Origin of the sequence: Vibrio sp. 1167, from assembly GCF_033340375.1 — a bacterium.
In the GTDB taxonomy this organism is placed as follows: Bacteria; Pseudomonadota; Gammaproteobacteria; order Enterobacterales; family Vibrionaceae; genus Vibrio; species Vibrio alginolyticus.
In genome coordinates this window covers 730,362-754,208 of the sequence record NZ_JAWOWK010000001.1, presented here as the reverse complement: position 1 = coordinate 754,208, position 23,847 = coordinate 730,362, and the positions used below count along the sequence as shown (strand labels likewise).

The following is a 23,847-nucleotide window of genomic DNA, read 5'->3' as shown; positions in this document are numbered from 1 at the left end:
GATGAAAAGACAATAAACAATGCTAACTCGCCAAATTGATTCGAAGTCAGGCGTCATCACCTCCAATGAGATGATGGCCGCGAATCCCCATTCTCCTGTTTTGGTGAAAACTATCGACATGCCAAAAGGTTACATTGATGCGCTGCATCAACACACTTGGCATCAAATCATCTTTCCTATCAAAGGGTTATTGCAAACACAAACGGAGCATTATCAGCATTTGGTTCCGCACACTTCTGCGTTATTTGTTCCTGCGGGTGTTCAACACGAGTCGATTGCTCTAAGCAATACGATATTTGTTGGTATTTACCTCAACCCTGAGTTTGGTGCGACGTACGAGCCACAAGTGAGAACCATTGCTTTAACGTCGTTTTTAAATGAGCTTTTACAAGAGATCTGCAGACAGTGTGAAGGTGAGACAAGCCACGAAGAAGTGTTGCATTTGCTGGCGGTGCTGCATGATCAAATTTTGAAACGCAACGTGCAGACATTTCAGTTATTGCTGCCACAAGACAGACGACTAAAACTGATTTTCGAGCGACTGACTGACGAGCCAGCGTTGAGCTGTTCGCTAAAAGAGTGGGGGGAGAAAATTGGGGCATCGGAGCGTACTTTATCACGGTTGTTCGCCAAGGAATTCAACACTTCATTTCTGCTTTGGCGGCAACAAATTCGGCTAATTTACTCGCTTTCTTTGTTAGATGAATCGTTGTCAATCCAAGCCATTGCAGACCTAGTGGGTTATCAAAACGACTCATCCTACATCAAAGCATTTAAAGCCTATTTTGATATGACGCCACAACAGTTTAGAGTGAACGGCGCATCGCGCAGGTAGAAATACAGAGCTTCGACTTCACTTAATGCTTTTGAGTAGAAGTTACGAAACTTCCTTTTTGAATTTCAATTACATGGTATGAATAACAATGGCACCAACGATAAATACTCGAGTGAATCAATTCTGTTTTGGTCAACCCAAAACATCGCTGTCGTTGGAAAAAGAGCCCCTCAATCCGCTTGCTCAGGGCAAGGTTCGGGTGAGACTCGAAGCTACAAACATTAACCCAAGTGACTTGCTTTCCATTCATGGTGTTGGGCAATACCGCCGCGTTCACGTACCACCTCGCGTGCCGGGATTTGAAGCGGTTGGGCGTGTGGTGGAAGTCAGTGCAGTCGGTCAAACTGACCTTCAAGTTGGGCAAAAAGTGTTGGTGGCGATGAGTGGTACTTGGCAATACTACATAGATGCTTCGCCTGAGAATCTTTTTCCGCTACCTGAGAGTTTGGAGAACGGCTATGCCTGCCAATTGTACATCAACGCGCTAACCGCGTGGGTTATCACCACTAAAGTGGCGAAGTTGAACAAAGGCGATGTGGTAATCATCAATGCGGCAGGGTCAGCGATCGGTAAGATATTCGCCCAGCTTGCTCACTCACTGGGTTTTACACTGATTGCTGTGACTTCAAAGCCAGAAAAGTATCCGTACGATACGATTCCAGTGTTGGACGCAAAACAAGACTTACACGCGCAGCTGCAAACGCGCCAACTGCCACAACCAACGGTCGCTTTGGATGCGATAGGCGGTGAGGCTGGCACGGATCTCATTCGTACCTTGAAAGAAAACGGCCAATACATCAACTACGGAACATTGTCGTTAACGCCTTATACGCCTGAGTTTTTTGAATCGATGAAGGCCAACAACATCGACTTTAGTACATTCTTTTTGCGGTATTGGGAAGAATCGGTAGGTAAAGGCGGGAGAAAGACGGTGTTCGCTGAAATGTTAGAACACTTTATTAGCAGCGACATAAAGTTAAACGTTGCATATGATCTGTCGTTAGAGGACTTTCAAACAGCGATTGAAATGGTTGAGCGACGCTCGTCAGCAGTGTCAGGTAAAATCATTTTGACGCTATGATTTACAGTGAGTCTGTTGAGAAAAGGGAGGATAAAATCCTCCCTTTTTTATGGGTTTATTTGTAATGATAGGGCTATTTTAGATGGAAGATTTGCTCTGTTTCGAGCGATGTCATCGCACGTACTTGACGCCAAATGTAATAAAAAATACCGAACATCATCAACATACTTGGGATGGCAATCATTGGGTAACTGTACAGCGTCATTTTGCCTAACTCTTCGTTAAAGGCAGCAGTACCAGAAGGGCTAGTCACAATCCAAGTCGCAAGGAAGTAGTTCATTGCAGATGAGAACGCAAAAGTACTTGCAAACAGGTAGTTAGAAGACATAAGGCAACGTTCGAACGCATCGGTTTTATCATTTTCTTTTAAACGTTGGTTAATCAACGCGAGGTTCAACACTGTGTCATTCAGTACTAACTTCTGCATCAGCGGGTAGCGGGTAAACGTTGAACCCAAAACCGCTAAACCGATCAGGCCAGGAATCAGGGCTTCTTTTAGTGCTAACCAGCGTGTATCAAGCTCTAACAAGCCGATGCCACCAGTTAGTAGAACACTGATAAAGCCCAGAGCAGAAATAAAGTTAAATTTCTTGTTACGGACAAGGTCCATACCGCCATAAATGATAGGAAATAGCAAAGCGACAACCAGCGCCATTGCTGTCCCTAGATGCTCATCGCCACTAAACTTCATCAAAATGAAGGAAGGGATAAATACGTTGAAAAGGATTTCAAATAAGGGATTCGGCTTTTTCGCCGTCGTGTTACTCATAATGTTTTACTGACTCTACTCTATGTCGGCTGTTATTGTACTTTGACAAGAAGTGTTCATCTAGTCGCGCTTGATGTAAAGCGTTAAAGCGTCGAGTTGTGTAACGACTTATGAAATAGACCGGAGCATAGCCAGTTAGTTTACATGGTTGACTACTTTTTGTGTCTTAATGACTCTCCTTCTGTGCGATGATCTGATTACGCGCTCTGAATAATCGAGTCGCCACTGTGTTGTGGTTGAGCCTCAAGGCTTGGGCAATTTCATCATGATTCAACCCAGCCACTAAGCTCAAGAGCAACGGCTCTCGGTATTTGGGTTCGAGAATCATCATTTGTTTTTGAAGCCAATCTTGGGCCATGTCGTAGTCACTGCCAGGGTAGGTTTTTGTCTGTATTGCACACTCATCAATGTCGACAAAATCGTACTGTTTTCTATCAAAGCGCCGAGCATTCTCACGACGCAAAATAGTAATGAGCCAAGACTTCGCGGCGTTGGGGTCATTTAATTTATCAAAGAATCGCCACGCTTTCAGAAAGGTTTCTTGCGCTAAATCTTGAGCAAGGTGGTGATCTTTGCATAACCAATACGCGAGACGGTAAATCTCTTGGTATCGATCTTTCGTCAGTGCTTCGTAACGTTTATGTTTTTCCATAGCATTAAGATAAAAAGTTTGGAGAGCACGTTGTGTCTGCCAGATGAACGACAACCCTTTTTATCGCTTTTACAGTGATAAAAAGGGTTGTTCGATTAGGAAGACAAATTCGAAGAGTTAACCTTCCAAATATCGAAGGGTGACTCTGATTTCTTTCTTACACGCTTAAAATGGTTGGTTGGAAAAGCGTGAGTACTGGATGGCATCTGCGACTTCCTGAGCTTTAGACTCTGAAGTCATAAGGTGAAGTAGCTTAAGAGCAGCTTGATAGCTAACTAGGCTACCGTTCGAAGTGATAACGCCATCATCAATGACAAAATTCTGGTCGACTTGTACTTTGACTGCTGGGTAATCTCTTTGAAAGCCGTTTTCACCTCCGGCCCAAGTTGTTGCTTTTTTGCCGTTTAAAAGGCCAGCTTCGGCTAACAAATACGCGCCAGAGCAATTACTTGCCATCCAATCTGCCGCCTTTGAGGTAGTTTTAATAAAGTGAATGAGATCTTTATTTTCGATTAGTGCATCCATGTCATAGCTGGATGTTAAAACCAATACGTCGAGTTCCGGCAGATCACCAATCCAAGCATCCACACCAATTTTTAATCCTTCTTCAGTGGTGATGGTTTTCTGATCTGAGACGGAAATGGTGAGCACGTCATAATCACTAAACCAAGTGAGACGACTTGCGACGCCAAAGACCTCTAAAGGCGCAGTAACATCAGAGGTCAGTACGCCATCGTAAACCAGAATACCAATTCGTTTATCTGCGGCATGTGCTGTTTGAAGCACCCCAAAGAATAGGACTAGTGTCGCTATCAATAGTTGTAGTGCATTCTTCAATCCGTTTTTACCCATGGTTTTTTCCTCGCTAACAGAGCATCAAGTTATTGAGGTTCATTATATTTAGGCTAATTAGTGATTGAAGAGCCACTTGGTCTTTACTAAAGTGAATAAAATTCATGAATAGAGTTCATTGGTTATATGGATAAGATACGGTCCCTACGATTTTTTATTGCCACTTTAGATGGCGGTAGTTTTGCTGCGGCTGCCAAAGTGTATGGCACTGACCCTTCGACCGTGAGTAAAGCCATACATCGTCTTGAAAGCGATTTGGGTATACAGCTTTTTCAACGTTCTACGCGACAGAGCCGCCTGACAGAAGCTGGTCGTAGGTACGCAAATACTGCTAGGTTTGTACTGGAGGAGCTGGCGGCATGTGAGGATTCATTAAAAAGTCACAATGATGCGCTTTCAGGGCAGCTTAAGATTAATGTGCCAGTCTCGTACGGTCGCCTCTATATTCGTCCTTTATTAAAAGAGTTTTGTCGCCGCTACCCTAACATCACTATCGATATTCATTACGATGACGCCTACGTTGATATTATTGAGCAAGGTATTGATGTGTCGATTCGCTCTGGTGTCGTTCACGATAGTCAATTGATTGTGCGTCAGCTGAGCCCTATCGATTTTATCATTTGTGCCAGTCAGGATTACTTAGCGCGCCATGGTGTTCCGAGTGGCCCGGATGTATTCAATGACCATTCTTGGGTTCGTTTTCGTTTTAAACAAACGGGGAAACTGTTGCCGATTCGGATGCCAGAACCAGACGGTGCGAGTGAATATGACCCCGAAAGAAACTACATTGTAAATGACGGTGAATCTATGGCAGAGCTTTGCGCAGAAGGTTTAGGATTGACTCAGATCCCTCATTTTATCGCGAGGGACTGGCTTAAAGCGGGGCGTTTAGTGCCGATATTTCCGAGCATGCGCCAAGCAGGAAATGGCGTGTATCTTCTCTATGCCAACCGGGAATATGTGCCTGCACGAGTTAGGGTGTTCATCGATTTTATCACTCAATCAATACAGGATATGGATGAAACGCCATTCCATACTTGGGCTGAAACGTTGCCGATTTATCGACCGAACCAAGGTGATTGAAAACTTCATGTGAGTCTTTGGTTAAAAACCCCTAAGCTATATGGTGCTTTTATTGGTTTTTGTTAGTTTATTGGGCGTTATTATCGAAAAGCGCAGTTTGCTCTTCGTCACTCATAAAGGAAAGACAATGCCAACTAAGATCTTAGTGCCTGCTTTGGCCCTACTTCTCAGCGCATGTGGCGGCGATGGGGAGTCGTCAGCCCCAGCAGAAAGCGGCTCACAAAACACAGGTTCCACATCGTCACAAGGCACATTTGCCGAGCAGATGCTTGCAGCGGTCAACAGCGCCCGCTCTACTACACAACAGTGTGGCGCAACCACCATGCCACCTGTTGGGGCCCTGACTTGGAGCTACGATTTGGAAAGCGCCGCTTATCGACATTCAAGCGATATGGCGAACAGCGATTTCATGAGCCACACAGGCTCTGATGGCAGCAAAATGTCAGATCGAGTTAACGCAACGGGTTATGCTTGGAGCGCCATTGGTGAGAATGTCGCCGTAGGGCAAAGCAGCATTAACGCCGTCATTAATGCTTGGTTATCGAGTGAAGGTCACTGCCTTAATATCATGAGTGTGGATTTTGATCAGATGGGCGCGTCGCTTGTCGAAAATCACTCTGCACGCTACGGATATTACTGGACTCAGGTTTTTGCCAAACAGCGCTAATGCGATAAAGAAGCCTGATAGATAAAATAAAACGCCAGCAGTCACTATCTGCTGGCGTTTTATTATTTACATCTCTTTTAGCTTGTCAGGTTACGAAGTTTTGGGTCATCCGCCAGGTATTCAACAAATTCAATCTCAAAACCGGCAGGGTCAACAAAATACACATTTTTGCGGTATGGTTCATCAGCACCAGGTTGGGCAATCGGATAACCTGCATCGGTTAGTCTTTTGATGATTGCATCGACGTTGTTGGTCACATAAGCAAAATGCGCTAGCCCAACTTGGTGCCCGCTCAACTCGCGGTTTTCTCCTTCGCCATGGTCACTCATGGCTATGTATTGATACTCGTCGCCAAAATGTAGCCAGTTTCTTGGCTTGCCACTCCATTCGCCTTTACCTTCATCACGCACGTACCAATGTGGAAATGCAGTTTGGTAAAACTTCAGCATTTCAGGGATATCTTTCACGACTAAGTTAATATGTTCTAGTTGGATCATGATGTGCTCCTTTTTGTCATTTTCTAGCCAACGATGAATATGCTAAAACCTCAAGTAAAGTTGAGGTAAAGGGCTTTTTTAAAATTTTTTAGGATTGATATCTTTGGATCTGGATACATTGAGAGATTCGGTGGGTTTGGTGCTTTGAATCTGAGAGCTGGGTTAGGGGCTTGCAACCTTGTTTCACCCTTTGTTTATTCGTGCTAATCATTTTCGAGCGAGTTTGTGGTGAGTAGATTCCCAGTCTCACCTAGGTTCGCGGGAATGACAGAAAGAGAGTGCTAAACGAAGAGCGTCATTCTGAAAGAGCCTAAGCGAGTATTTAGAATCTATTTGCAGCGCGTTTTGATGCCGGTGGAGTGAATTGAATTATCTGTGACTGTAAAACTTGCCACCTGCACTCGGAATGCTGAGATCTTAAGAGTTTGATATAAGCGAAGGTTAGATGGGATTGGTGGTTTGAGGTTGAGAGGAGGATCATGTTCATGAACCCTCCAACCGTTGATGCGTCACGTGTATGTGTGTGAATGTCTTTCGTTCGAGCTTTAGGTAGGTAGATTCCCAGTCTCACCTAGGTTCGCGGGAATGACGGAAAGAGAGCTAAACGAGCAGCGTCATTCTGAAGGAGCCTAAGCGAGTATTCAGAATCTATTTGCAGCGCGTTTTGATGCCGGTGGAGTGAATTGAATTATCTGTGACTGTAAAACTTGCCACCTTGCGCTCGGAATGATGAGATCTTAAGAGTTTGATATAAGGGGGAGGTTAGGTGGGGTCGTTGGTTTGAGGCTGAATGTTGGGTTAGGTGTTTGCAACCTTCTTTCACCTTTTGTTTTTTCGTGTTCTTGCTAATCATTTTCGATCGAGTTTTTGGTGAGTAGATTCCGAGTCTCACCTAGGTTCGCGGGAATGACGGGAAGAGAACGCTAAACGGACAGCGTCATTCTGAAGGAGCCTAAGCGAGTATTCAGAATCTATTCGCAGCGCGTTGTGATGCTGGTGGAGTGAACTGAATTATCCGTGATTGTAGAGCCATTCCCTCCAGTTTGAACTCGGAGCGCTGAGGGATTTGCTTACACCTCTCCCCAAACCAAAAAAGCCAGCAGTTAATACCTGCTGGCAAAGTCTTTGGGCTTCTAGGTTTTTTGATTTTATTTCTTGTTACTCATCGCTGTCACGGTGCCCCGATTGGTTTTCCGGGGAAGAAAACACAGCACCGTGCGCTTTGTGCTCAAGAAATTGGAGATTAACCTTGCTTACGGATTAGGTAGTCAAATGCGCCTAAGCTTGCTTTTGCACCTTCACCCATCGCAATGATGATCTGTTTGTAAGGAACGGTTGTTGCGTCACCTGCTGCGAACACACCTTCTAGGCTAGTATCGCCACGGCTGCCGACTTCAATCTCACCGCGCTCAGATAGGGCTACTTCTGAATCTTTTAGCCATTCTGTGTTTGGTACTAGACCGATTTGAACAAAGATACCTGACAGTTCAATCTCTTTGATTTCATCTGTGTTGCGGTCTTTGTACTTCAAGCTTGTTACGCGAGTACCGTCGCCCACTACTTCTGTTGTTTGCGCCATCGTGATGATGTCTACGTTTGGTAGTGAGTTCGCTTTGTCGATAAGCACTTGGTCTGCGCGAAGTACGTCTGCAAATTCAAGAACCGTTACGTGTTCTACGATACCAGCAAGGTCGATAGCCGCTTCGATGCCTGAGTTACCACCACCGATAACGGCGGTTTTCTTGCCTTTGAACAGTGGGCCGTCACAGTGTGGGCAGTACGCGACACCTTTGTTGCGGTACTCTTGCTCACCCGGAACGTTCATTTCACGCCAGCGTGCACCAGGGCTTAGGATGACACTCTTACTCTTCAGCGTTGCGCCGCTTTCAAGTTGGATGTGAATCAAACCATCTTCTGTGTGTGCTGCGCCCATTAGCTTCTCAGCTTGTTGCTCAGTCACGACGTCTACGTCGTATTCTTTTAGGTGTTCTGCTAGGTCAGTTGCTAGTTTTGGACCTTCAGTACGTTTTACCGAAATGAAGTTCTCAATTGCCATGGTGTCCATAACCTGACCACCAAAGCGTTTAGCAACAACACCAGTGCGAATACCTTTACGAGCGGCGTACAGAGCAGCTGCGCTACCACCAGGACCACCACCGACAACAAGTACGTCGTATGGGTCTTTTTCGCTTAGTGCTTTCGCCGCTTTCTCGCTCGCGCCGTCATCCACTTTGTTTAGGATTTCAGTCAGAGACATACGGCCTTGACCGAATAGCTCACCGTTCACGAATACACTTGGTACTGCCATGATGTCGCGTTGTTTCACTTCATCTTGGAACAAACCACCGTCGATCATGGTTGCTTTTACTTTCGGGTTGATCGCCGCCATCATGTTGAACGCTTGAACCACGTCCGGACAGTTTTGACACGACAATGAAATGAAGATTTCTACGTCTAGATCTTTGTCTAGTGCTGCGATTTGCTCAATCACTTCTGGTTCTAGTTTGATTGGGTGACCGCCAGAATGAAGCAGTGCCAATACTAGAGAGGTAAATTCGTGACCCATTGGCAAGCCTGCAAAGCGTAGTGCTGTGCCTTTAGCTGGGTTAGTTACCGCCATCACTGGTTTACGTGCGCTTGCGTTGTCGTCACGTTCAACCGTGATTAGGTCGCTCATCTCTGCGATTTGGTTCGCTAGAGACAAAATGTCATTCGATGCTTTGCTTTCATCTAGACTAACCACTAAACGAACTTCTTCTTTTACATTAGCCAGATATTGTTTGAGTTGTTGTTGGATCGCTTGGTCTAACATAGTTGTTACTACCTTAATTAAATAGTTACCAATCAAAACAAGTATTTGTTCATTCTTGCTAGCTAAAATCGTTGATAACTGCGTTATAGATTTTGTAGTTAGAGTAACTAGCTATCGAAAATCTATGCCTAGTTCTAAACGATTTTTTCTACGCAATTACTGCACACCTACTTATTCAGATAGGTAATAAAAAGTGGTTACTGTAGATAAAACCTGAGGGGGAGAGAGCAAATCAGGCAGAAGGTCGTCAAGGTATCTAACCTGAAGTGCTCTCTAATTCAGTTCTAATCAGAAAAAGGAAATCGGAACTGATTAGAACTTAAATTTCAGTGGCTTAGATTTTGCCAACTAGGTCTAGTGATGGAGCTAGTGTCTCTTCACCTTCTTTCCATTTTGCTGGGCAAACTTCGCCTGGGTGTGCTGCTACGTATTGAGCTGCTTTCACTTTGCGTAGTAGGTCTTCTGCGTCACGACCGATACCTTCAGCAGTGATTTCCATTGCTTGGATAGTACCTTCTGGGTCGATTAGGAACGTTGCACGGTCTGCAAGACCTTGACCTTCACGCATCACACCGAAGTTGTTTGTGATGTTGCCTGTTTGGTCGCCAAGCATGTAGTACTGAATCTTACCGATTGTGTCTGAGCTGTCGTGCCATGCTTTATGAGTGAAGTGTGTGTCAGTTGATACTGAGTAAACTTCTACGCCACGTTTTTGTAGCTCTTCGTAGTGGTCTGCTAGGTCGCCCAGTTCTGTTGGACATACAAACGTAAAGTCTGCTGGGTAGAAGAAGAATACTGCCCATTTACCTAGAACGTCTTGTTCTGTTACTTCAACGAATTCACCGTTTTTGTACGCTGTAGCTGCAAATGGTTTGATTTGAGTATTAATCATAATTTACTTTCCTTTGAATGTTTTAAGCTGAGCTGTTGTTGCTTTCGGAAAGTATATTCTCATCGGAGTGTGTTTAAGGAAAATCGCTTGTAACTATCCTATTGATAGCCATTTCCTATTTCACTTGATAGGCATATCCGATGTAGATGAGTTTGCTTTGATAGGTTTTATTGAAGATGAAGGCAGATTAGCAATAGAGAATACCGATGATTACTTTGAGTAGATCGTCTAACTAAGATCGAAGGAGCCTGCATCTCGGCAGGCTCTTTCTAATAGGAAGTGGTGAAGCGGATGCTTCTATCTTGTTAGCTCAGGTTGTCGAGTACTTTGCCACACAACTTCTTCAGCATGATCATTTCATCTAGCTCTAAGGTGATTTTACACATCATGGCGTTTGGCACCGACTTAGCTTGCTCTTTAAGGGCACGACCTTGCTCTGTTAGGTTGAGTACGCGAACGCGCTCATCGGTTTCACTGCGACCACGCTCTACATAGCCTTTTGCTTCTAAGCGTTTAAGCAGCGGTGTGAGTGTGCCTGAGTCCAAATGCAGTTGTGACCCCAATTCTTTTACGCTGGCACCGTCTTTCTCCCACAGCACCATCATCACTAAGTACTGCGAATAAGTCAGATCAAGCTCGTCCAACAACGGGCGGTACGCTCGGATCACTGCATTTGCTGCGCTGTAGAGCGGGAAGCAAACTTGGTTTTCGAGTAAGAGTTTATCGTCGTTGGTCATGGTGTTGTCGGTGTAACACTGGCTCATTGGCGCTGCCTACCTGCTCATAGAGAAAGAGAGTCATAAAATAAATTGTGCACAATATAGTTGCAAACGATCTTTACTTCGATATAAGATTGCAAGCAATTAAATTGTGCGCAACTTAAATTAAGAAGGACACTCGCATGACTACTCTATACAAAACTCAAGCTACCGCTTTGGCTGGTCGTAATGGTCAAGTAAAAACAGATGACGGTCTTCTCGATCTAGAGCTGTCATACCCGAAGGAAATGGGCGGCACAGGCGCAGCAACTAACCCAGAACAGCTTTTTGCAGCGGGCTATTCAGCGTGTTTTTCTAACGCGATTTTGCACGTAGCACGTGAAGGTAAAGTAAACCTGAAAAGCGCTCCTGTAACGGCAGAAGTGGGCATCGGTCCGAACGATAACGGCGGCTTTGCACTAACAGTGAGCCTAGCCGTAGAGCTAGACATGCCACAAGAACAAGCGCTAGAACTAACGCGCATTGCACACCAAGTTTGCCCATACTCAAACGCAGTTCGTGGCAACATTGATGTGGTAGTAACGGTAAACGGCGAAGCAATTTAAGCGGTTCTTATCACTGCACAAAGACAAGAAAGCCTGCAAGTACGCAGGCTTTTTCTATATTTGAAGTAGGAGTCTAAATTCAAACTTAATTTGGTTTGTTCGAAATGCACAGGTATAGTTGGCAAGATTAGGTCAAAATCTAAACGAAAAATAGAATGTGATTAGCACTTTCTATTGATTCAAATATTTCGGTCAAACCTGCAGTATAGTTCGGCTGGATTCGCTTGTTGTTACACCAGCGAGGTTGCCGATAGGAGTCATGTGATGAGCACTGAAACGGTAAGTTATCTAAAAAAGAATGCTGCGAAGCTTGAACTGGATGAGCCAATGACGATTACGCAAAATGGTAAGCCTATTTATGTCGTTGAGTCTTATGAAGAACGTCAGAAGCGTGATGAAGCCATTGCTTTAATGAAGTTTGTTAGCTTTGCTCAAAATGATGTTGCGAATGAACGTGTAAAGTCATCAGAAGATATGAAGAGCACGTTAGCAGCACTCAAAGATTGAGTTTGATACGAGCATGGAAGCAAAAGTTCTCTATACACAAACCTTTGAAAATACGGCTATTCAGAGTATTAACTATTTATCGAACTGGAGCGCTCGCAACGATGTGATTGATAGATTAATTGCGGTTCAGCAGAGGTTTGAACACAACGTTTTGAATAACCCGTCTATCTATCCCCCTTGTTATGAACTGACAACAATCGGTGTTTACGACATCCGGCAATTTAGCTTTGATGGATTCAAGCTGCTTTACCGAATTGGTGACAAAAATACTATCTATGCTCTAGTGATTCTGAGTGACAAACAAAACCTACAAAACGCATTGATTGACCACTGCATCATGTTCAAATGATTCTATGAGAGACCGCATTAACGCGGTCTCTTTTGCTTTCTGGCTCTAGTGTATTAACGCGACTCTAGCGGGTAAGAGCGGTAGCTCCACATGCCGTAAGTACGCAGTGCATCGCGGTAAATACCAAGCAATTCGCCATCGCTGGCTTTGGCTAAGTCTTTCAGTGGCTTGTCTGGGTAGCTCACAGTGTCGAAAGTGATGCCTTGTGGGCCAGTTTGCCAGCTTGCGATTTCAAACAAGGTTTGACCACGACGTACGTGGCTCGCTGAGCTGATGATGGTCGCGTGCTTGATGTTATGACGTGCCAATGCATAGCTACTGAATAGGGCGTTACCTACCGTGCTGGTGGCGTAGTTTTCTTCAATGATGCGATCTTTGCTGATGCCTTTTTCAATCAGCCAATCCGCCATTAACTTGCCTTCGGTTTTGTGGTTCTTCGGTACACCTCCCGTCAACACGATCAACGCGTCTGGGTTTGCTTTCGCCATGGCTAGCGTGTTTTCCAAACGCTCAACCAAGATTTGATGCATTGAACCATCCGGATTCAGCGCGTATCCCAGCGTGACGATTGCGCCTTTGTCATCCAATTTGCCTTTATCGGCTTTCTCTTTTAGCGGCGTGGCAAGTACGCGGTCTACGGTGTCGAAGATGCGTTGGATGTCTGCCGCTTTACCTGTATTGAGCTTCGTGAGCGTCGCCATGTGTTTCGCTGATTCCGCTTGGTTGCCCTCAAAGCGTTGCCATACCGCTAAGTAAGCGTGCAAATCCACATCGTCTGGTGCGACCGAAAGGGCTTGTTCGAACAGTTCAATCGCGCGGTCTGCATTCTTGTTGTAGATCTGCGCATTTGCCGCAGAAATCAGCAGGTCAGTGCGGTACGGCTCAAGTTTGTAGGCCTCTAGTAAGCGGTCGGTAACAATCTCCATGTTGCTCGGCATTTTGGCGGTAAAACCCGCATGCGAGATACGCGCAGGGGATTTGAATGCCTGTACCGCGTCGTTGAGAAGTTGGTCGACAACCTGACGTTTGGTGACGATCTGTGAGTAATCGGCGGAAGATTGGACGGCAGCATCGTTAGCCGCGATAGAGTATGGGGCAGCAGTCAGCGCAATCACGCTACCAAGAGCAATGGCAAGTAAGTTCTTCTTCATGGAATGTCCTAGAGGTGCTGTAGTACCTAGTTTTTATTGTGCCTAGCGTTGTAGGTCGAACGGGGTCGATAGAATTTTTTCAGTCTAGGTTCGCTTCATGAATAATCTGTGAAATGAATCCCAACTCAGCCGAGCGAATGAACGCGCGTGGTCAAAACGCGAAGTAGGATCACGAAAATATTGAGGTATTCGTTCGTGCTCTAAGTAATTGGATTAAAAGATAAACAGCGTTTGGAAGAACGAATTTAAGCAACCAGAGTAAGAAATGAAAAAGCCTGCAACGATGCAGGCTTTTGGTTTATTTGATGGCGGTGCAGAAGCTAACGTCTGCATGGTGCGTTTGTGGGTCGAAGCTGTGGTAAAGCTCAAAGCAAGGACGGTCGTCGTTCTCAATACCGGATTCAATCACTTTGCTCATGACATCATCCCACGCTTTTGAGTATTGGCTCGGGTCAGTAATGTGCTGGCGCATCACCGCGTATTGACCGCCGGGGAAGTCTTGCAGCTCAATGCCTTTCGGAACTTCGGTATCTTCTGGCACCATCAAGCAGATATCAGTGCGACACTTCTCGTCTGGCGTGATTTCAGGATTATCATGGTAGATGAAGATGCAGGTATTGCCTGCCAAACCTTTCATTCCTGCCCATTGATACAAGCGACCTGATGGCTCTTCATAGCCTTGGCCGTAAGGGCCGTTTACGCGAATGTAAGCCAGTTTTGCTTTTTCAAAGTTTTGCGTTTCCATTGTCGTGCTCCATTTGGTGAGTTCAGAGCCAGTATATGAATCGCTTGGTGTCACTTCGTTTCCATTCTTGCGCAACGTGTGTCCAATCTTGCTGTTTCGTGCTAATTCAGAAAACTGCTGATAGTTTTCGCAGTCACGAAAGGCCGTGGGTGTAACGCCATAATGTTGCTTGAAGGCTTTGGCTAAGCTCTGTGAGCTAGAAAATCCGTACTCTAGGGCAATGTTCAATACTGGTTGCTTGGATTTGAATAAGTCATCGGCGGCGGCTTCTAGACGCAAACGTCGAATGAAATCAGCCAATGTCTCGCCTTGCACGGCTTTGAAGGTGCGATGAAAGTGATAAGGAGAAAGGTTCGCCAGCGCGGCCACTTCTGGCAGGTTGAGTGGTTCATTAAAGTGTTGTTCTAAAAAGCGAATCACAGGAACCAGTCGTTGGTGGTAGTCGACGCGCATCGGGGTATTTCCTTGTTCTGTTCAGCTTGTATTCTCTGCTCAAAGCCTACTGCAATCCAACAAGCTTGCAAGGGAGCAGGGTGAGAAATGCGTGGCGAGATGAGCGTCAATCAGTCACACTCAACGAGCAGATGTTTAAGCAAAAACGTTGCGCTTATTATCTTTACTAACCGCTAGGACAATCATGATAGCTTGGAAACAGTCTCTGCCAGAGTACGAATGGCTCATTCATCAAATTTGGTACTTGGAAGTGCCAGAGGGTGAAGTCATTGACCCCAAGCCGCACCTTATTCCAAACCCGCGTGCTCATTTACTCTTTACGCCACCAGTGCAAGGCTACAGCTACGACACGGGAGACACAAAGCTTGCTGGCAAAGGCTGCCATTTATTAACGGCTAACGAGCATTTGCTGTTGTTGGAAGATACGGCTCCCATCAAGCGTATTGGTATCACCTTTCGTCCAGAGGGTCTGTATGCCATTGAATCACGGTTTAGTGATGCATCCCAAGTAGCAGCAATTAACCAATGCGATTGGTTTGATTGGCTCAACGCGGCGTTTGATGTGTGCTTTCAACAAGGGTTATGGCAGCTAGAGTTGCAAGATTCACCGCAATGTTTGCTGAACTACATCAAACAACATCTAGATGCGTTAGATATCGAACCTTGTTGCACCAAACCGTTTTTGGCATCGCAAAAAGCGGTATCCGTGATGGACGCTCAAGCGCTACGCTCACCTGATCTAGCGATGGATATTGATGAGATAGCCAAACAATGCGCCTGTTCTCGAAGAACGCTTGAGCGCAGTTTCAAGCAAGTGGTGGGGCTGAGCGTTAAGCAGTATCAACAAATGGCACGTCTGGAGCAGATGATTTTGACCCTCTACAAACAAGAAGCGATTGATTGGGCGAGTTTCTCACAACAATTTGGTTTCAGTGACCAATCGCATTTGATTCGTACCCTCAAACAGCAGCTAAGAAAAACGCCAAGCAAATACTTGAAAAAGCGCGACTTAACCATCGATATCTATGGCGATTTTGAGTCGTAATACATTGCTAATCAGCCCGAAAGTTGTCGCAAAAATCCAATTTTTCTCTTATCCGCTGGGCTACTATTTTCAGCAGATAACGAGGTAACACATGTCATATCAAAAACTAAAACAAGGCGAAGCCATCCCATTTAACGAATCGTTGACTATCCAACTGATTCAAGGCTCTGATCTACAAGATATTATCGAGATGTTGAACGACGATAAGGTCAATCAATATCTGTTCTTCGCACCTGCTGACAACAACCTATATGAAGACTTCTTTGACCCTATTATTGAAAATACGGCACAAGCGAGCAAAGACGGTGTTTGGCCAGATAGCCCAACGTTCGTGATTCGTGACCAGCAAGGTCAGTACATGGGAATGTGTGCAGTGACCGCAGTGATGTTCTTAACTGGCAACTACGAAGTGGGTTATCAATTACCTACTTACGCATGGGGCAAAGGCGTTGCAACCCGTGCTTGCCAAATGATGACCGCGATTGGCTTTACTGAGCTAAACGCCCATAAAGTCAGTGCGGATTGCTACGCTTCTAATGCTGGCTCTTACAAGACGTTAGAGAAAAATGGTTTTACTCAGGAAGGCCGTCAGAAAGACTACTACAAACTAACGCAAGGCTTTGACGACAAGCTCTATTACGGCATAACCGCAGAACAATTCGCGTCTTTAAATCGCTAATAATTAGCCGACAAAAAGTAGCTAACAACAAAGTAGCCAACAAAAAAGGCCGTTAACCCACATGCTCGGGTTAACGGCCTTTTCTATATTCAGCGCTAAATGGCTAACACTTAGTTGCCTTGGTTTTGGCTTTGAAGCTTCTCTTTTGCTTCTTCAACCTTTGAGAAATCCAATCCCAACTCGTCTACGGCTTCTTTAATTAGCGCAGGGTTTTGCATCACTTGCGCCATCAGCATTTGTAGCTTGTCTTGTGGCAAACCTAGTTGGCTGATTGTTGCCATTGCCGCTAGAGGGTTTTGCGTCAGAGTCTGAAAAATCTCGTTGATTTGTTCGTCGCTGATATTGTTCTCTTTCAGCAAGGCGATAATTGGGTTCATCATATTTCCTTTCAATCATTCATTGGATGACACTGAGGTGCAGTGTATCACTCGGTTACCTGTGTTTGTACTAGCTGAATAATTGGGGTAATCACTCAACTTTTCAATACCCCGTTAGTTCCATATAACCTGTCCCAGAATGAGAGCCCTTAATGCGCACAGGGCCTTCCCAATAAGGCACTGAAAGCGGCATTTTCGCGTTCGGGTTGAGTGCAGAAACGGTTAGCTCGATTTGCTGCTTAGGAATCGACACTTGCCACTGGGTTGGATACTTTCGCCCTTGGATTTCTGTTTGCTTAGTCGCCTCTAGCTGAATGTCTTTCTGTGGGATAGCAATGCCAGAAGCATCTTGCTGCATCAGCCTTGCGCTGGAGTAACTGGCTTGTCCGGTTTTGGAATCTCGCAATTGGAACACCACCAAGCTGGTGTCGTCACTCAACCTTAGGGCAAACCAGTCCCAGCCTTGTTGTGAGTCGAGTAAGAGTTGCGAGCTCCACTCTCGGTCTATCCAGCCTTTGCCCGACACTTGATGGGTTTTGCTGTCGATCGTGACTTCACCGGAGACATCAATAAACGGTTGGCTGTAGTAATACGAAGCCACCTGACCATCGGCGCTTTTGGTGCTGTACCCTTGCTCTCCTTGTTTTTGATACGGTGCGCTGCTGGTAAGAGTGAGCGAATAGCCAAACTGTTCGGAGTTTGCATTCAATGTGGCAGGGAAGAGATCGGTGGTTGAAGAAGTCCACTGCCAATCATCGAGATAAACCCGAAATGGTGAAGTGTCGACGCCAGCGAGAGAGGCTTGATCGCGCGACCATTTTTCATCGGCGTAGTGTTTGTCTGCGGTCGTCACTGCGCTGTGCGCCATGTAGATTTGTTGAGCTTGCCATTCGGTTTTCTTCACGTCATCTTCGCCCGTTGGCGGCGCAGCAGCAAAGCGAAACTGTGTCCACTGGACGCCAAGTGGAGTGCCATCTTCATCAATTAAGTTAGCGGTTAAGTACCACCATTCATGACGAAAGTTTGGGTGTGCTTGATGGTCTGCAGGGAAGGTGAGTTCAATCCCTTTTTCTACGGGTGTGAATAAGTTGCTCTCGCTTTGTGTATCTCCACTGCCCAGCAACGTGCCCATATTTTGCGTGCCCATATTTTTTTGTTGGGCATCTTCACAACCGAATAGGAATAAGCTGCTTATGAGTAGAGTAAGCTTGCTTGCCAATCGAACCATCACAACACCTCGCTTTGCAAACTGGATACGACAGGCTTACTGACCAATCGCCACAGCGGAATCAAGGTTGCGATCACTGCCACCAAGATGGTGATTGCCGCAATGCTCAGCGCATCACTCCAATTCCACAGATAATTTAAGCTCCAACCAAAAGCGCGCAAGGTGACAATATCTGTCAGCACATATCCCACCATGGCTCCTAAAGGTAGGGCAATAACCAGCGTAAAACTGACTAAAGCGACGATCTGTCCGACCACCATGGTCATTAATTTACGACGGCTGACGCCAAGTGCATACAGCCTTGCAATAGCGGCTTTACGCGCGTCGAGTAACATGAAACAAGCACTGAACAAGCCAATCACCGCGACCATTAAAGTCACACCGTTGAGTGCGCGGGTAATGGCGAAGGTCTGCGAGAAAATATCCAACGCGATGGATTTGATTTGCGCCTGATCGTAGAGCTGATTTGGGTGCAGATTCAATTGCTCGCGCAGTTGCTCGTAGACGATTTGTGGGTCACCCGAGACTTTAATACCAAGGCTTGTTGGCAGGTCGGTAAAGCCACTCTCTTGCCATAATTTGGGTGCTAATAAGACTTCACCGTTGGGTGAGCCGTAATCGTGGAATACCGCACCCACAAGCAGGTTCTTATCTGGAACAGCATCAAGCGTGAGCTCGCTACCCAGTGATAAACCCAGTTTGACCGCAGTAGGTTCACTGATCGCGACTAACTTACCTTGATAAAAGCGTGACCAGAAGTTTTCCAAGTGCGATTTGAATACCATGGTTTGTTCTAAGGTGTCTTTGTCTTTGGTGCCAAGCAAAATCGGTAAGCCTTGCAGGTTATCGTCGACGTAGTATTGCTTGTAGACGGTCTCAACCTTATCGAACTGCCCTAATGCGCGCTCTACATCAGCGATTTCTCCTTGCGCAGGGCTGACGTAAATATCGGCGTGCAGCCTTTGTTCTAACCACTGTTTAAGGGTGGATTCAAAGCTGCCCACTAAGGTGTTCATCCCCATATTGGCAGTAACGGCGAGTAGCAGTGCCATCATGGCGAGAGAAAGCGGAGAAATCAGCTCGCGCAGCTCAGCAAACAGATACTGCATCAAACCGGAACTGGTGCGTTTTTCACACCAATTGGCTAATACGCTGATTGTTTTGGGTAGATACAAAGGAATCGACACCACAAGCACGCCGAGCCACGCCATGGTAAATCGGTGGTGCTCACTCAGCCATAAACCCGCAAGCGCAAGAATCGTTAACGCAGCACCTATCAAAAACAATTGGTTTTCGTTAGAGGCTTCAGGTGCTTGATAAAATCCGCCATGAGAGGAAAGCGGTTGGCGCACTCGCTGTTTAAAGTGCTGCCAACATGCCAATAGGGTGGCGGCTAACGTGAGCAGCAATGCTTGCGCCCACCATTGCCACTGCCAAGTGCCGGGCAGCAGTGTTGCGCCGTAAAGTTGTTCTAAAGTCAGTGCTACGGTCGGGTGCAGCCAATGGCTGAGCTGTATGCCCAACACAAAACCGAGGGAAGCGCCGATGGTAACGAGAAGAGTGAGCTCAACTAACAGCGCAGAGAACACAATGCTCGGCGCAACACCCGCTTGTTGAATTTGCACTAACAGCCGATTGCGTTTCAGCAAGCTGTACTTTACGCCGTTGTAAGCGATGAACAGCCCGACTAAAAACGCGAGTAAGCTCATTGCGGTGAGGTTGAGGTGAAAGCTGTCGGTCAGCGAACCAAGGTCTGTACTTTGGTTATTGGAAATCCATTGCCCTTGATCGCTAATCAGCTTCTGCCAATTTGCCTGCGTGTCTTTATCCCCTTTATCACCCGAATGGAAAACTGCAATGTAACTGAGCTGCCCTTGTTTATTGAGCAGTTGCTGGGCAAAGCCAATGTCCATCAACATTCGGCTACCTAACTGCCATTCGTCTGGTAGCACCACCACTTGGGTTGGAATGTCATCCAGAGTTAGGGTTTCTACTTCCCCTAAGTTTTGATGTTGAGATTGGCTCATCATCACGATCGGCTTACCGGCCAAAAGCTCAGGTAAAGGTAAAGCACTGTCGAACAAAGACACGTTTTGTTGGTTTTCTGACGAATAGCGCGAACGTGAGGAAATTGCGGCAATCAACTCACTACCTTGCACTGACCAGCGACGCCCTTGTTCGTCTCTCACTCGCCCTTCGATTACAGGTAGTGCTGCACTGAGCCCGTTTTGTCTAAGGGTGAAATAAAGAGACTCGGGCAGATAGTTTTGCCCTGCTGGTGGAATAATTAAGTTCTGAGCTTGTGCGCTAAGCTGCTCGGTAGATTCCGCATAACTTCGTTTGGCATTGAGGTTGATGGCTTGCACCGCAACGAATAAGGTCACAGCCAACACGATACCGATCAGAATCGCGGCGGCTTGCAGTGGCGCCTGCCGATAGTGCGCTGCAAACAGATTCAGGGCGAGTCGAGTATGAGTGAATCTGTTGTTTGATGGCTTAGTTTGCTTCATGGTGAAGCTCATGTTTGTTTACTTGATGGCTGTTCTGTAGCTGACTGTTATCCAATCGCAGCCGTGCTTTCATAAATTCAGCGCATTCATGGCTGTGGGTCACCAAGAGCACGGCGGTATTGCCTTGGGTGGTGATTTCACTGAGTAGTTTCATCACTTCCAAGCCTGCTTTTTGGTCGAGGTTACCTGTGGGTTCATCGGCGAGTAGAAGCTTAGGTTTGTGTGCCAATGCGCGCGCAATCGCGACTCGTTGTTGTTGACCTCCGGAAAGGGCAGAAACATGCCTGTCGAGAAGTTGGCTGATACCTAGAGTCTCGACCAAATAATCGCACCAGTCGTTCCATTTCTGTTGATTCAAATGCAGAGGGAAGGCGATGTTTTGCTGCACGTTGAGCGGCGTTAATAGATTGAATTGCTGGAAGATAACACCGAGTTTTTGATGTCGAAATCGGCTCCATTGTGGGTCTTTCCAAGCCGCCGTGTTATCGCCATCTAACCACAACTCACCATCGGAAAGCGGCTCAAAGCCAGCGATGACATTGAGCAAAGTACTTTTGCCGCTGCCACTTGCGCCCGTCAGCGCAACACTCGCTCCTGTGTTCAACGTGAAGTCGACGCCTTCCAACACGCGATGTGTCTCTTTGCCATCGACAAAGCTTTTGCTGGCGTGTTTGAGTGTGACAAGTGGGCTTTCCATTTCCTCTCCCTGTATTCAAAAGGTGTCGTTTCTTTTGGCAATGCTTATTGCTGTTCGTTCTTTAGAAACTTTAGACAACAATCAGATAAAAACAGCGATTTACATCGATTTCTTAATAACTTGTACTGAAAAGAAGAGGGAAGAGATTAAATGAGGAGGGATATGACAGGCATTAAAAAAGCCCGAGTCAAACTCGAGCTTTCAAATACATTCAGCGTGGTCAGCTTACACGTAGTACGCTTCAACTTCGCCTTTAAGTTTGATTAGCATTGGGTTACCGAAACGGTCTTTTGCTTTAGGAGAAGCAATTTTTACCCAACCTTCGCTGATGCAGTATTCTTCTACGTCAGTACGCTCTTGGCCGTTGATACGAATACCGATTTGGTGCTCGAAGCATTCTTTGATGAAGAATGGGCTACGTGGGTTACCCGCTAGGCGATCTGGTAGAGCTGGTTTAGCTGTGTCTGTCATTTTGTGTGACCTAAATTCCGTAAAAAGTGCGCTATTGTAGTCAGTGCACTGTGTGTGTTCAAGATATGTTGAGAGTCGATGCGTTGTTTAACTTTCAAGTAACTCCTACAACCCCTTCAAATACTGCGCGTTGGCTGTTGGTTGAATCATGGCATTCAGCGTTTGGACGGTTTGTTCGCTGTGTTCTTCAAGTAGAGCTAAGAACGCGTCAATCAACTCAGGTTTGCTTGCTGAGACTTTCGTTTCGGTCTGGATATCACGCAGATCGATCAACACATCGGTAAACAATTGCGGCAGATCGTGCAGCACTTGCAGGTTTAAGATGTTGTGCTCGCTGTAGATTGAATTGTGGCTGCCTTTTTGTTTTTGCACCAAGTAAGGATTGTCTTTTAAGTTGATGATAGACGTGCGTTTGTCACAGCGTTTCAAACAACTTTTGTTGACCTTCACCTTACGGCATCCTTCGGTTTGTTGAAACAAACATTGGCGGCTCGTGAGTAGAGTGTTCGGGTGATAAATGCTGTAGAAGCTGCGCATGTTTTGCGGGCGCTTTATATGGCGCATCTGCTTCATATTCAGCTCGTTAGAAATAAACGCGCCACTTGCAGCGAACTCGTCTTGAAGGCATTTAAACGCGTATGAGTTCACCGTGTTCATTTGTGGGCCTGCCACCCAGCCTAAGCTGAGCTCTTTTGCGATCATGCTGACGCCTGAGTTGTTGGTGATCGACAACTCAGGTTGGATGGTTTCCAAAAATACGCGCGCGGCTTGGTAGTTTTCGCCAATAAAAATGGCAGGGAACCAAGGTTTGAGCATTGGGTTGGCTTGGAACAATTCAATCATCGCGCTCAGTTCACCAGACAACCCCATTGGCAATTGATAGTAAACATCAACGTCGTGGTATTCGCACAGCATGGCTTCTTGTGCTGACGAGATCAGAACCGATAATTTTGGCGCACCTTGGCGAGGCTCTGGTTGAGGTAACGCTGGCAGAGCTGGCACATCAATCGACCCTTTCAAGCTGCTGCCGGATACTTGTGTCGAAGTGACATCGAACGACTTAGTTTGCTCTGCCACTTTCTCAATGATCGCGGTTTTGTCGTCGTAGAGTTTCTTTTTCACCGCTTGCACATCATCAGCAGACTGGCATTGATAAACCTTCGAAAAATGTTTTACAGCGTGGTCGCGCGGGTTGTCGATGTACATCGCCTTGCCGAAATCACCTTGCAAAAATGCGTTAGAGAAATCGCGGTTGAACACCGTGTATAACTCGGTGGTGTCTTCAGAGAGTTCCAAACCCTCGCACAAGCGATCGATTTGCTGCCGCCAATTGTCGACCACGGTATAGACGTAGTGGGATTTCTTAATGCGGCCTTCCACTTTCAACGAATACACACCCGCATCAGCAAGCGCTTCTAAATCGCTAAATGCGGAGTTGTCTTTCATATTGAGTGGGTAGTTGTTGCCTGTTTTGGTCGTTTCGTACTGTTCGCGACAAGGTTGGCTACAGCGTCCACGGTTACCTGATGCGCCATTGCGAGCTGAACTGATGTAGCAAATTCCGGAGAATCCGATGCAGTATGAGCCGTGGACAAACACTTCCATCATTACGTTGTGCTCGCGACCAAATTGCGCCAGATGTTTTATTTCATCGATGTTAAGTTCGCGAGATAAGTTTACTCGGCTTGCGGTGAGCTGGTTGAGAAAGAGGATTTGGCCTTCGTTATGCGTGTTCAGTTGCGTTGAAGCGTGCACATCCAAATCGGGAAAGTGATGTTTGAGAATGTAGGCCAGACCGAGATCTTGTACGATCACGCCATCGATTTTGGTGGTGTTCAGTTGGCTGAGCAAGCGAACAATCGCTGGAATTTCACTTTCTAAAATCAGCACATTCAACGTTAGGAAAATCTTACAGCTGTGCTGATGGGCCAACGTTAACACGCCATTTAAGTTATCTAAGGTGAGGTTGGTCGCTCGGTTACGAGCATTGAAGCGGTCGAGCCCACAGTAAATTGCATCGGCGCCAGCGGCAATGGCGGCTTTGATGGAATCTAAATCACCACCGGGTGCTAATAACTCAAATTGATCGCGTGTCACTACTTTTCTCTTTCTTACTAAAATAGGCTGCAAATGTTACGTATTTCACGCTTTTGATGCTCGGCTAGTTAATG

General features: G+C 46.1%; 24 protein-coding genes. 9 read left to right on the top strand and 15 right to left on the bottom strand.

What is annotated here, in order from left to right:
* The first annotated feature begins 19 nt into the window (after positions 1-19).
* Together R7Z78_RS03300 and R7Z78_RS03295 are read left to right on the top strand one after the other, a co-directional pair.
* The gene (locus R7Z78_RS03300; RefSeq protein ID WP_104976371.1) at positions 20-835 is read left to right on the top strand and encodes an AraC family transcriptional regulator; all 816 of its coding nucleotides are present in this window, start codon (positions 20-22) and stop codon (positions 833-835) included.
* Between the two features lie 88 nt (positions 836-923).
* Entirely contained in the window at positions 924-1,916 is a 993-nt protein-coding gene (locus R7Z78_RS03295; protein WP_053350142.1) for a zinc-dependent alcohol dehydrogenase family protein, read from the top strand.
* A gap of 73 nt (positions 1,917-1,989) precedes the next feature.
* Here R7Z78_RS03295 and R7Z78_RS03290 read toward each other — a convergent pair whose 3' ends face one another.
* The 3 genes from R7Z78_RS03290 to R7Z78_RS03280 form a co-directional block, all read right to left on the bottom strand.
* The gene (locus tag R7Z78_RS03290; protein ID WP_053303949.1) at positions 1,990-2,685 is read right to left on the bottom strand and encodes a VC0807 family protein; all 696 of its coding nucleotides are present in this window, start codon (positions 2,683-2,685) and stop codon (positions 1,990-1,992) included.
* Positions 2,686-2,851: 166 nt separating this feature from the next.
* Positions 2,852-3,382 carry a sigma-70 family RNA polymerase sigma factor gene (locus R7Z78_RS03285; RefSeq protein ID WP_255209459.1) on the bottom strand — a complete coding sequence of 177 codons (531 nt, stop codon included), beginning with the start codon at positions 3,380-3,382 and terminating at the stop codon, positions 2,852-2,854.
* A 120-nt stretch (positions 3,383-3,502) separates the two neighbouring features.
* The gene (locus tag R7Z78_RS03280; RefSeq protein ID WP_005374612.1) at positions 3,503-4,189 is read right to left on the bottom strand and encodes a DJ-1/PfpI family protein; all 687 of its coding nucleotides are present in this window, start codon (positions 4,187-4,189) and stop codon (positions 3,503-3,505) included.
* Positions 4,190-4,315: 126 nt separating this feature from the next.
* Between R7Z78_RS03280 and R7Z78_RS03275 the strand changes: the two genes are divergently transcribed.
* Complete coding sequence (locus tag R7Z78_RS03275; RefSeq protein ID WP_017634524.1) at positions 4,316-5,272, top strand: LysR family transcriptional regulator; 957 nt, start codon at positions 4,316-4,318, stop codon at positions 5,270-5,272.
* A 127-nt stretch (positions 5,273-5,399) separates the two neighbouring features.
* Positions 5,400-5,939, top strand: coding sequence for a CAP domain-containing protein (locus R7Z78_RS03270; RefSeq protein ID WP_169644596.1), 540 nt, complete (start codon positions 5,400-5,402; stop codon positions 5,937-5,939).
* A gap of 77 nt (positions 5,940-6,016) precedes the next feature.
* Here the strand turns inward: R7Z78_RS03270 and R7Z78_RS03265 are convergent, their stop codons facing one another.
* From R7Z78_RS03265 to R7Z78_RS03250, 4 genes are all read right to left on the bottom strand, one after another.
* Positions 6,017-6,436: a VOC family protein gene (locus R7Z78_RS03265; protein ID WP_005374615.1), complete on the bottom strand. Its 420-nt coding sequence runs from the start codon at positions 6,434-6,436 to the stop codon at positions 6,017-6,019.
* Between the two features lie 1,243 nt (positions 6,437-7,679).
* Positions 7,680-9,248, bottom strand: a complete 1,569-nt coding sequence (ahpF, locus tag R7Z78_RS03260; protein WP_005374617.1) for an alkyl hydroperoxide reductase subunit F — start codon at positions 9,246-9,248, stop codon at positions 7,680-7,682.
* 334 nt (positions 9,249-9,582) lie between these two features.
* The gene (gene ahpC / locus R7Z78_RS03255; RefSeq protein ID WP_005374632.1) at positions 9,583-10,140 is read right to left on the bottom strand and encodes an alkyl hydroperoxide reductase subunit C; all 558 of its coding nucleotides are present in this window, start codon (positions 10,138-10,140) and stop codon (positions 9,583-9,585) included.
* A 305-nt stretch (positions 10,141-10,445) separates the two neighbouring features.
* Positions 10,446-10,904, bottom strand: a complete 459-nt coding sequence (locus tag R7Z78_RS03250; RefSeq protein WP_064369557.1) for a MarR family winged helix-turn-helix transcriptional regulator — start codon at positions 10,902-10,904, stop codon at positions 10,446-10,448.
* Between the two features lie 137 nt (positions 10,905-11,041).
* On the opposite strand from R7Z78_RS03250, the gene R7Z78_RS03245 reads away from it, so the two are divergent.
* The 3 genes from R7Z78_RS03245 to R7Z78_RS03235 all read left to right on the top strand — a co-directional run bounded on the left by R7Z78_RS03245 (position 11,042) and on the right by R7Z78_RS03235 (position 12,320).
* Positions 11,042-11,464 (top strand): organic hydroperoxide resistance protein, encoded by a 423-nt coding sequence (locus tag R7Z78_RS03245; protein ID WP_064369558.1) that lies wholly within the window; start codon positions 11,042-11,044, stop codon positions 11,462-11,464.
* A gap of 264 nt (positions 11,465-11,728) precedes the next feature.
* A complete protein-coding gene (locus R7Z78_RS03240; RefSeq protein WP_005383516.1) occupies positions 11,729-11,971 on the top strand; it encodes a type II toxin-antitoxin system Phd/YefM family antitoxin in 243 nt (80 codons plus the stop codon).
* A gap of 13 nt (positions 11,972-11,984) precedes the next feature.
* Positions 11,985-12,320 carry a type II toxin-antitoxin system RelE/ParE family toxin gene (locus R7Z78_RS03235; protein ID WP_020195558.1) on the top strand — a complete coding sequence of 112 codons (336 nt, stop codon included), beginning with the start codon at positions 11,985-11,987 and terminating at the stop codon, positions 12,318-12,320.
* Positions 12,321-12,373: 53 nt separating this feature from the next.
* On the opposite strand, the gene R7Z78_RS03230 is transcribed toward R7Z78_RS03235, so the two are convergent.
* Together R7Z78_RS03230 and R7Z78_RS03225 are read right to left on the bottom strand one after the other, a co-directional pair.
* A complete protein-coding gene (locus tag R7Z78_RS03230) occupies positions 12,374-13,471 on the bottom strand; it encodes a YdcF family protein (protein ID WP_104976375.1) in 1,098 nt (365 codons plus the stop codon).
* Between the two features lie 298 nt (positions 13,472-13,769).
* A complete protein-coding gene (locus R7Z78_RS03225; protein WP_042522251.1) occupies positions 13,770-14,669 on the bottom strand; it encodes an AraC family transcriptional regulator in 900 nt (299 codons plus the stop codon).
* A 184-nt stretch (positions 14,670-14,853) separates the two neighbouring features.
* On the opposite strand from R7Z78_RS03225, the gene R7Z78_RS03220 reads away from it, so the two are divergent.
* Together R7Z78_RS03220 and R7Z78_RS03215 are read left to right on the top strand one after the other, a co-directional pair.
* Positions 14,854-15,714 carry a helix-turn-helix domain-containing protein gene (locus R7Z78_RS03220; protein ID WP_104976376.1) on the top strand — a complete coding sequence of 287 codons (861 nt, stop codon included), beginning with the start codon at positions 14,854-14,856 and terminating at the stop codon, positions 15,712-15,714.
* 91 nt (positions 15,715-15,805) lie between these two features.
* Positions 15,806-16,393 (top strand): GNAT family N-acetyltransferase, encoded by a 588-nt coding sequence (locus tag R7Z78_RS03215; protein ID WP_104976377.1) that lies wholly within the window; start codon positions 15,806-15,808, stop codon positions 16,391-16,393.
* A 110-nt stretch (positions 16,394-16,503) separates the two neighbouring features.
* Here R7Z78_RS03215 and R7Z78_RS03210 read toward each other — a convergent pair whose 3' ends face one another.
* The 6 genes from R7Z78_RS03210 to R7Z78_RS03185 form a co-directional block, all read right to left on the bottom strand.
* Positions 16,504-16,770: a DUF2999 family protein gene (locus tag R7Z78_RS03210; protein ID WP_004746427.1), complete on the bottom strand. Its 267-nt coding sequence runs from the start codon at positions 16,768-16,770 to the stop codon at positions 16,504-16,506.
* A 103-nt stretch (positions 16,771-16,873) separates the two neighbouring features.
* On the bottom strand, positions 16,874-17,998 hold the full coding sequence (locus R7Z78_RS03205) for a lipocalin-like domain-containing protein (protein WP_033906621.1): 1,125 nt from the start codon (positions 17,996-17,998) through the stop codon (positions 16,874-16,876).
* A complete protein-coding gene (locus tag R7Z78_RS03200; RefSeq protein ID WP_033906622.1) occupies positions 17,998-20,508 on the bottom strand; it encodes an ABC transporter permease in 2,511 nt (836 codons plus the stop codon). Before R7Z78_RS03200 ends, R7Z78_RS03205 begins: the two co-directional genes overlap by 1 nt.
* The gene (locus R7Z78_RS03195) at positions 20,495-21,205 is read right to left on the bottom strand and encodes an ABC transporter ATP-binding protein (protein WP_017820083.1); all 711 of its coding nucleotides are present in this window, start codon (positions 21,203-21,205) and stop codon (positions 20,495-20,497) included. Before R7Z78_RS03195 ends, R7Z78_RS03200 begins: the two co-directional genes overlap by 14 nt.
* A gap of 225 nt (positions 21,206-21,430) precedes the next feature.
* Positions 21,431-21,676, bottom strand: coding sequence for a DUF3297 family protein (locus R7Z78_RS03190; protein WP_005374689.1), 246 nt, complete (start codon positions 21,674-21,676; stop codon positions 21,431-21,433).
* Positions 21,677-21,781: 105 nt separating this feature from the next.
* A complete protein-coding gene (locus R7Z78_RS03185) occupies positions 21,782-23,773 on the bottom strand; it encodes a peptidase U32 family protein (RefSeq protein WP_104976379.1) in 1,992 nt (663 codons plus the stop codon).
* Between the last annotated feature and the right edge of the window lie 74 nt (positions 23,774-23,847).

Excerpts from the sequence above, each read along its gene's own strand:
- R7Z78_RS03235 (WP_020195558.1), top strand. The coding sequence starts at position 11,985 with ATGGAAGCAAAAGTTCTCTATACACAAACCTTTGAAAATACGGCTATT.
- R7Z78_RS03205 (WP_033906621.1), bottom strand. The coding sequence starts at position 17,998 with ATGGTTCGATTGGCAAGCAAGCTTACTCTACTCATAAGCAGCTTATTC.
- R7Z78_RS03195 (WP_017820083.1), bottom strand. The coding sequence starts at position 21,205 with ATGGAAAGCCCACTTGTCACACTCAAACACGCCAGCAAAAGCTTTGTC.
- R7Z78_RS03300 (WP_104976371.1), top strand. The coding sequence starts at position 20 with ATGCTAACTCGCCAAATTGATTCGAAGTCAGGCGTCATCACCTCCAAT.
- R7Z78_RS03240 (WP_005383516.1), top strand. The coding sequence starts at position 11,729 with ATGAGCACTGAAACGGTAAGTTATCTAAAAAAGAATGCTGCGAAGCTT.
- R7Z78_RS03230 (WP_104976375.1), bottom strand. The coding sequence starts at position 13,471 with ATGAAGAAGAACTTACTTGCCATTGCTCTTGGTAGCGTGATTGCGCTG.
- R7Z78_RS03245 (WP_064369558.1), top strand. The coding sequence starts at position 11,042 with ATGACTACTCTATACAAAACTCAAGCTACCGCTTTGGCTGGTCGTAAT.
- R7Z78_RS03280 (WP_005374612.1), bottom strand. The coding sequence starts at position 4,189 with ATGGGTAAAAACGGATTGAAGAATGCACTACAACTATTGATAGCGACA.
- ahpC (WP_005374632.1), bottom strand. The coding sequence starts at position 10,140 with ATGATTAATACTCAAATCAAACCATTTGCAGCTACAGCGTACAAAAAC.
- R7Z78_RS03270 (WP_169644596.1), top strand. The coding sequence starts at position 5,400 with ATGCCAACTAAGATCTTAGTGCCTGCTTTGGCCCTACTTCTCAGCGCA.
- R7Z78_RS03215 (WP_104976377.1), top strand. The coding sequence starts at position 15,806 with ATGTCATATCAAAAACTAAAACAAGGCGAAGCCATCCCATTTAACGAA.
- R7Z78_RS03200 (WP_033906622.1), bottom strand. The coding sequence starts at position 20,508 with ATGAAGCAAACTAAGCCATCAAACAACAGATTCACTCATACTCGACTC.
- R7Z78_RS03295 (WP_053350142.1), top strand. The coding sequence starts at position 924 with ATGGCACCAACGATAAATACTCGAGTGAATCAATTCTGTTTTGGTCAA.
- R7Z78_RS03225 (WP_042522251.1), bottom strand. The coding sequence starts at position 14,669 with ATGCGCGTCGACTACCACCAACGACTGGTTCCTGTGATTCGCTTTTTA.
- R7Z78_RS03250 (WP_064369557.1), bottom strand. The coding sequence starts at position 10,904 with ATGAGCCAGTGTTACACCGACAACACCATGACCAACGACGATAAACTC.
- R7Z78_RS03290 (WP_053303949.1), bottom strand. The coding sequence starts at position 2,685 with ATGAGTAACACGACGGCGAAAAAGCCGAATCCCTTATTTGAAATCCTT.
- R7Z78_RS03210 (WP_004746427.1), bottom strand. The coding sequence starts at position 16,770 with ATGAACCCAATTATCGCCTTGCTGAAAGAGAACAATATCAGCGACGAA.
- R7Z78_RS03220 (WP_104976376.1), top strand. The coding sequence starts at position 14,854 with ATGATAGCTTGGAAACAGTCTCTGCCAGAGTACGAATGGCTCATTCAT.
- R7Z78_RS03190 (WP_005374689.1), bottom strand. The coding sequence starts at position 21,676 with ATGACAGACACAGCTAAACCAGCTCTACCAGATCGCCTAGCGGGTAAC.
- ahpF (WP_005374617.1), bottom strand. The coding sequence starts at position 9,248 with ATGTTAGACCAAGCGATCCAACAACAACTCAAACAATATCTGGCTAAT.
- R7Z78_RS03265 (WP_005374615.1), bottom strand. The coding sequence starts at position 6,436 with ATGATCCAACTAGAACATATTAACTTAGTCGTGAAAGATATCCCTGAA.
- R7Z78_RS03275 (WP_017634524.1), top strand. The coding sequence starts at position 4,316 with ATGGATAAGATACGGTCCCTACGATTTTTTATTGCCACTTTAGATGGC.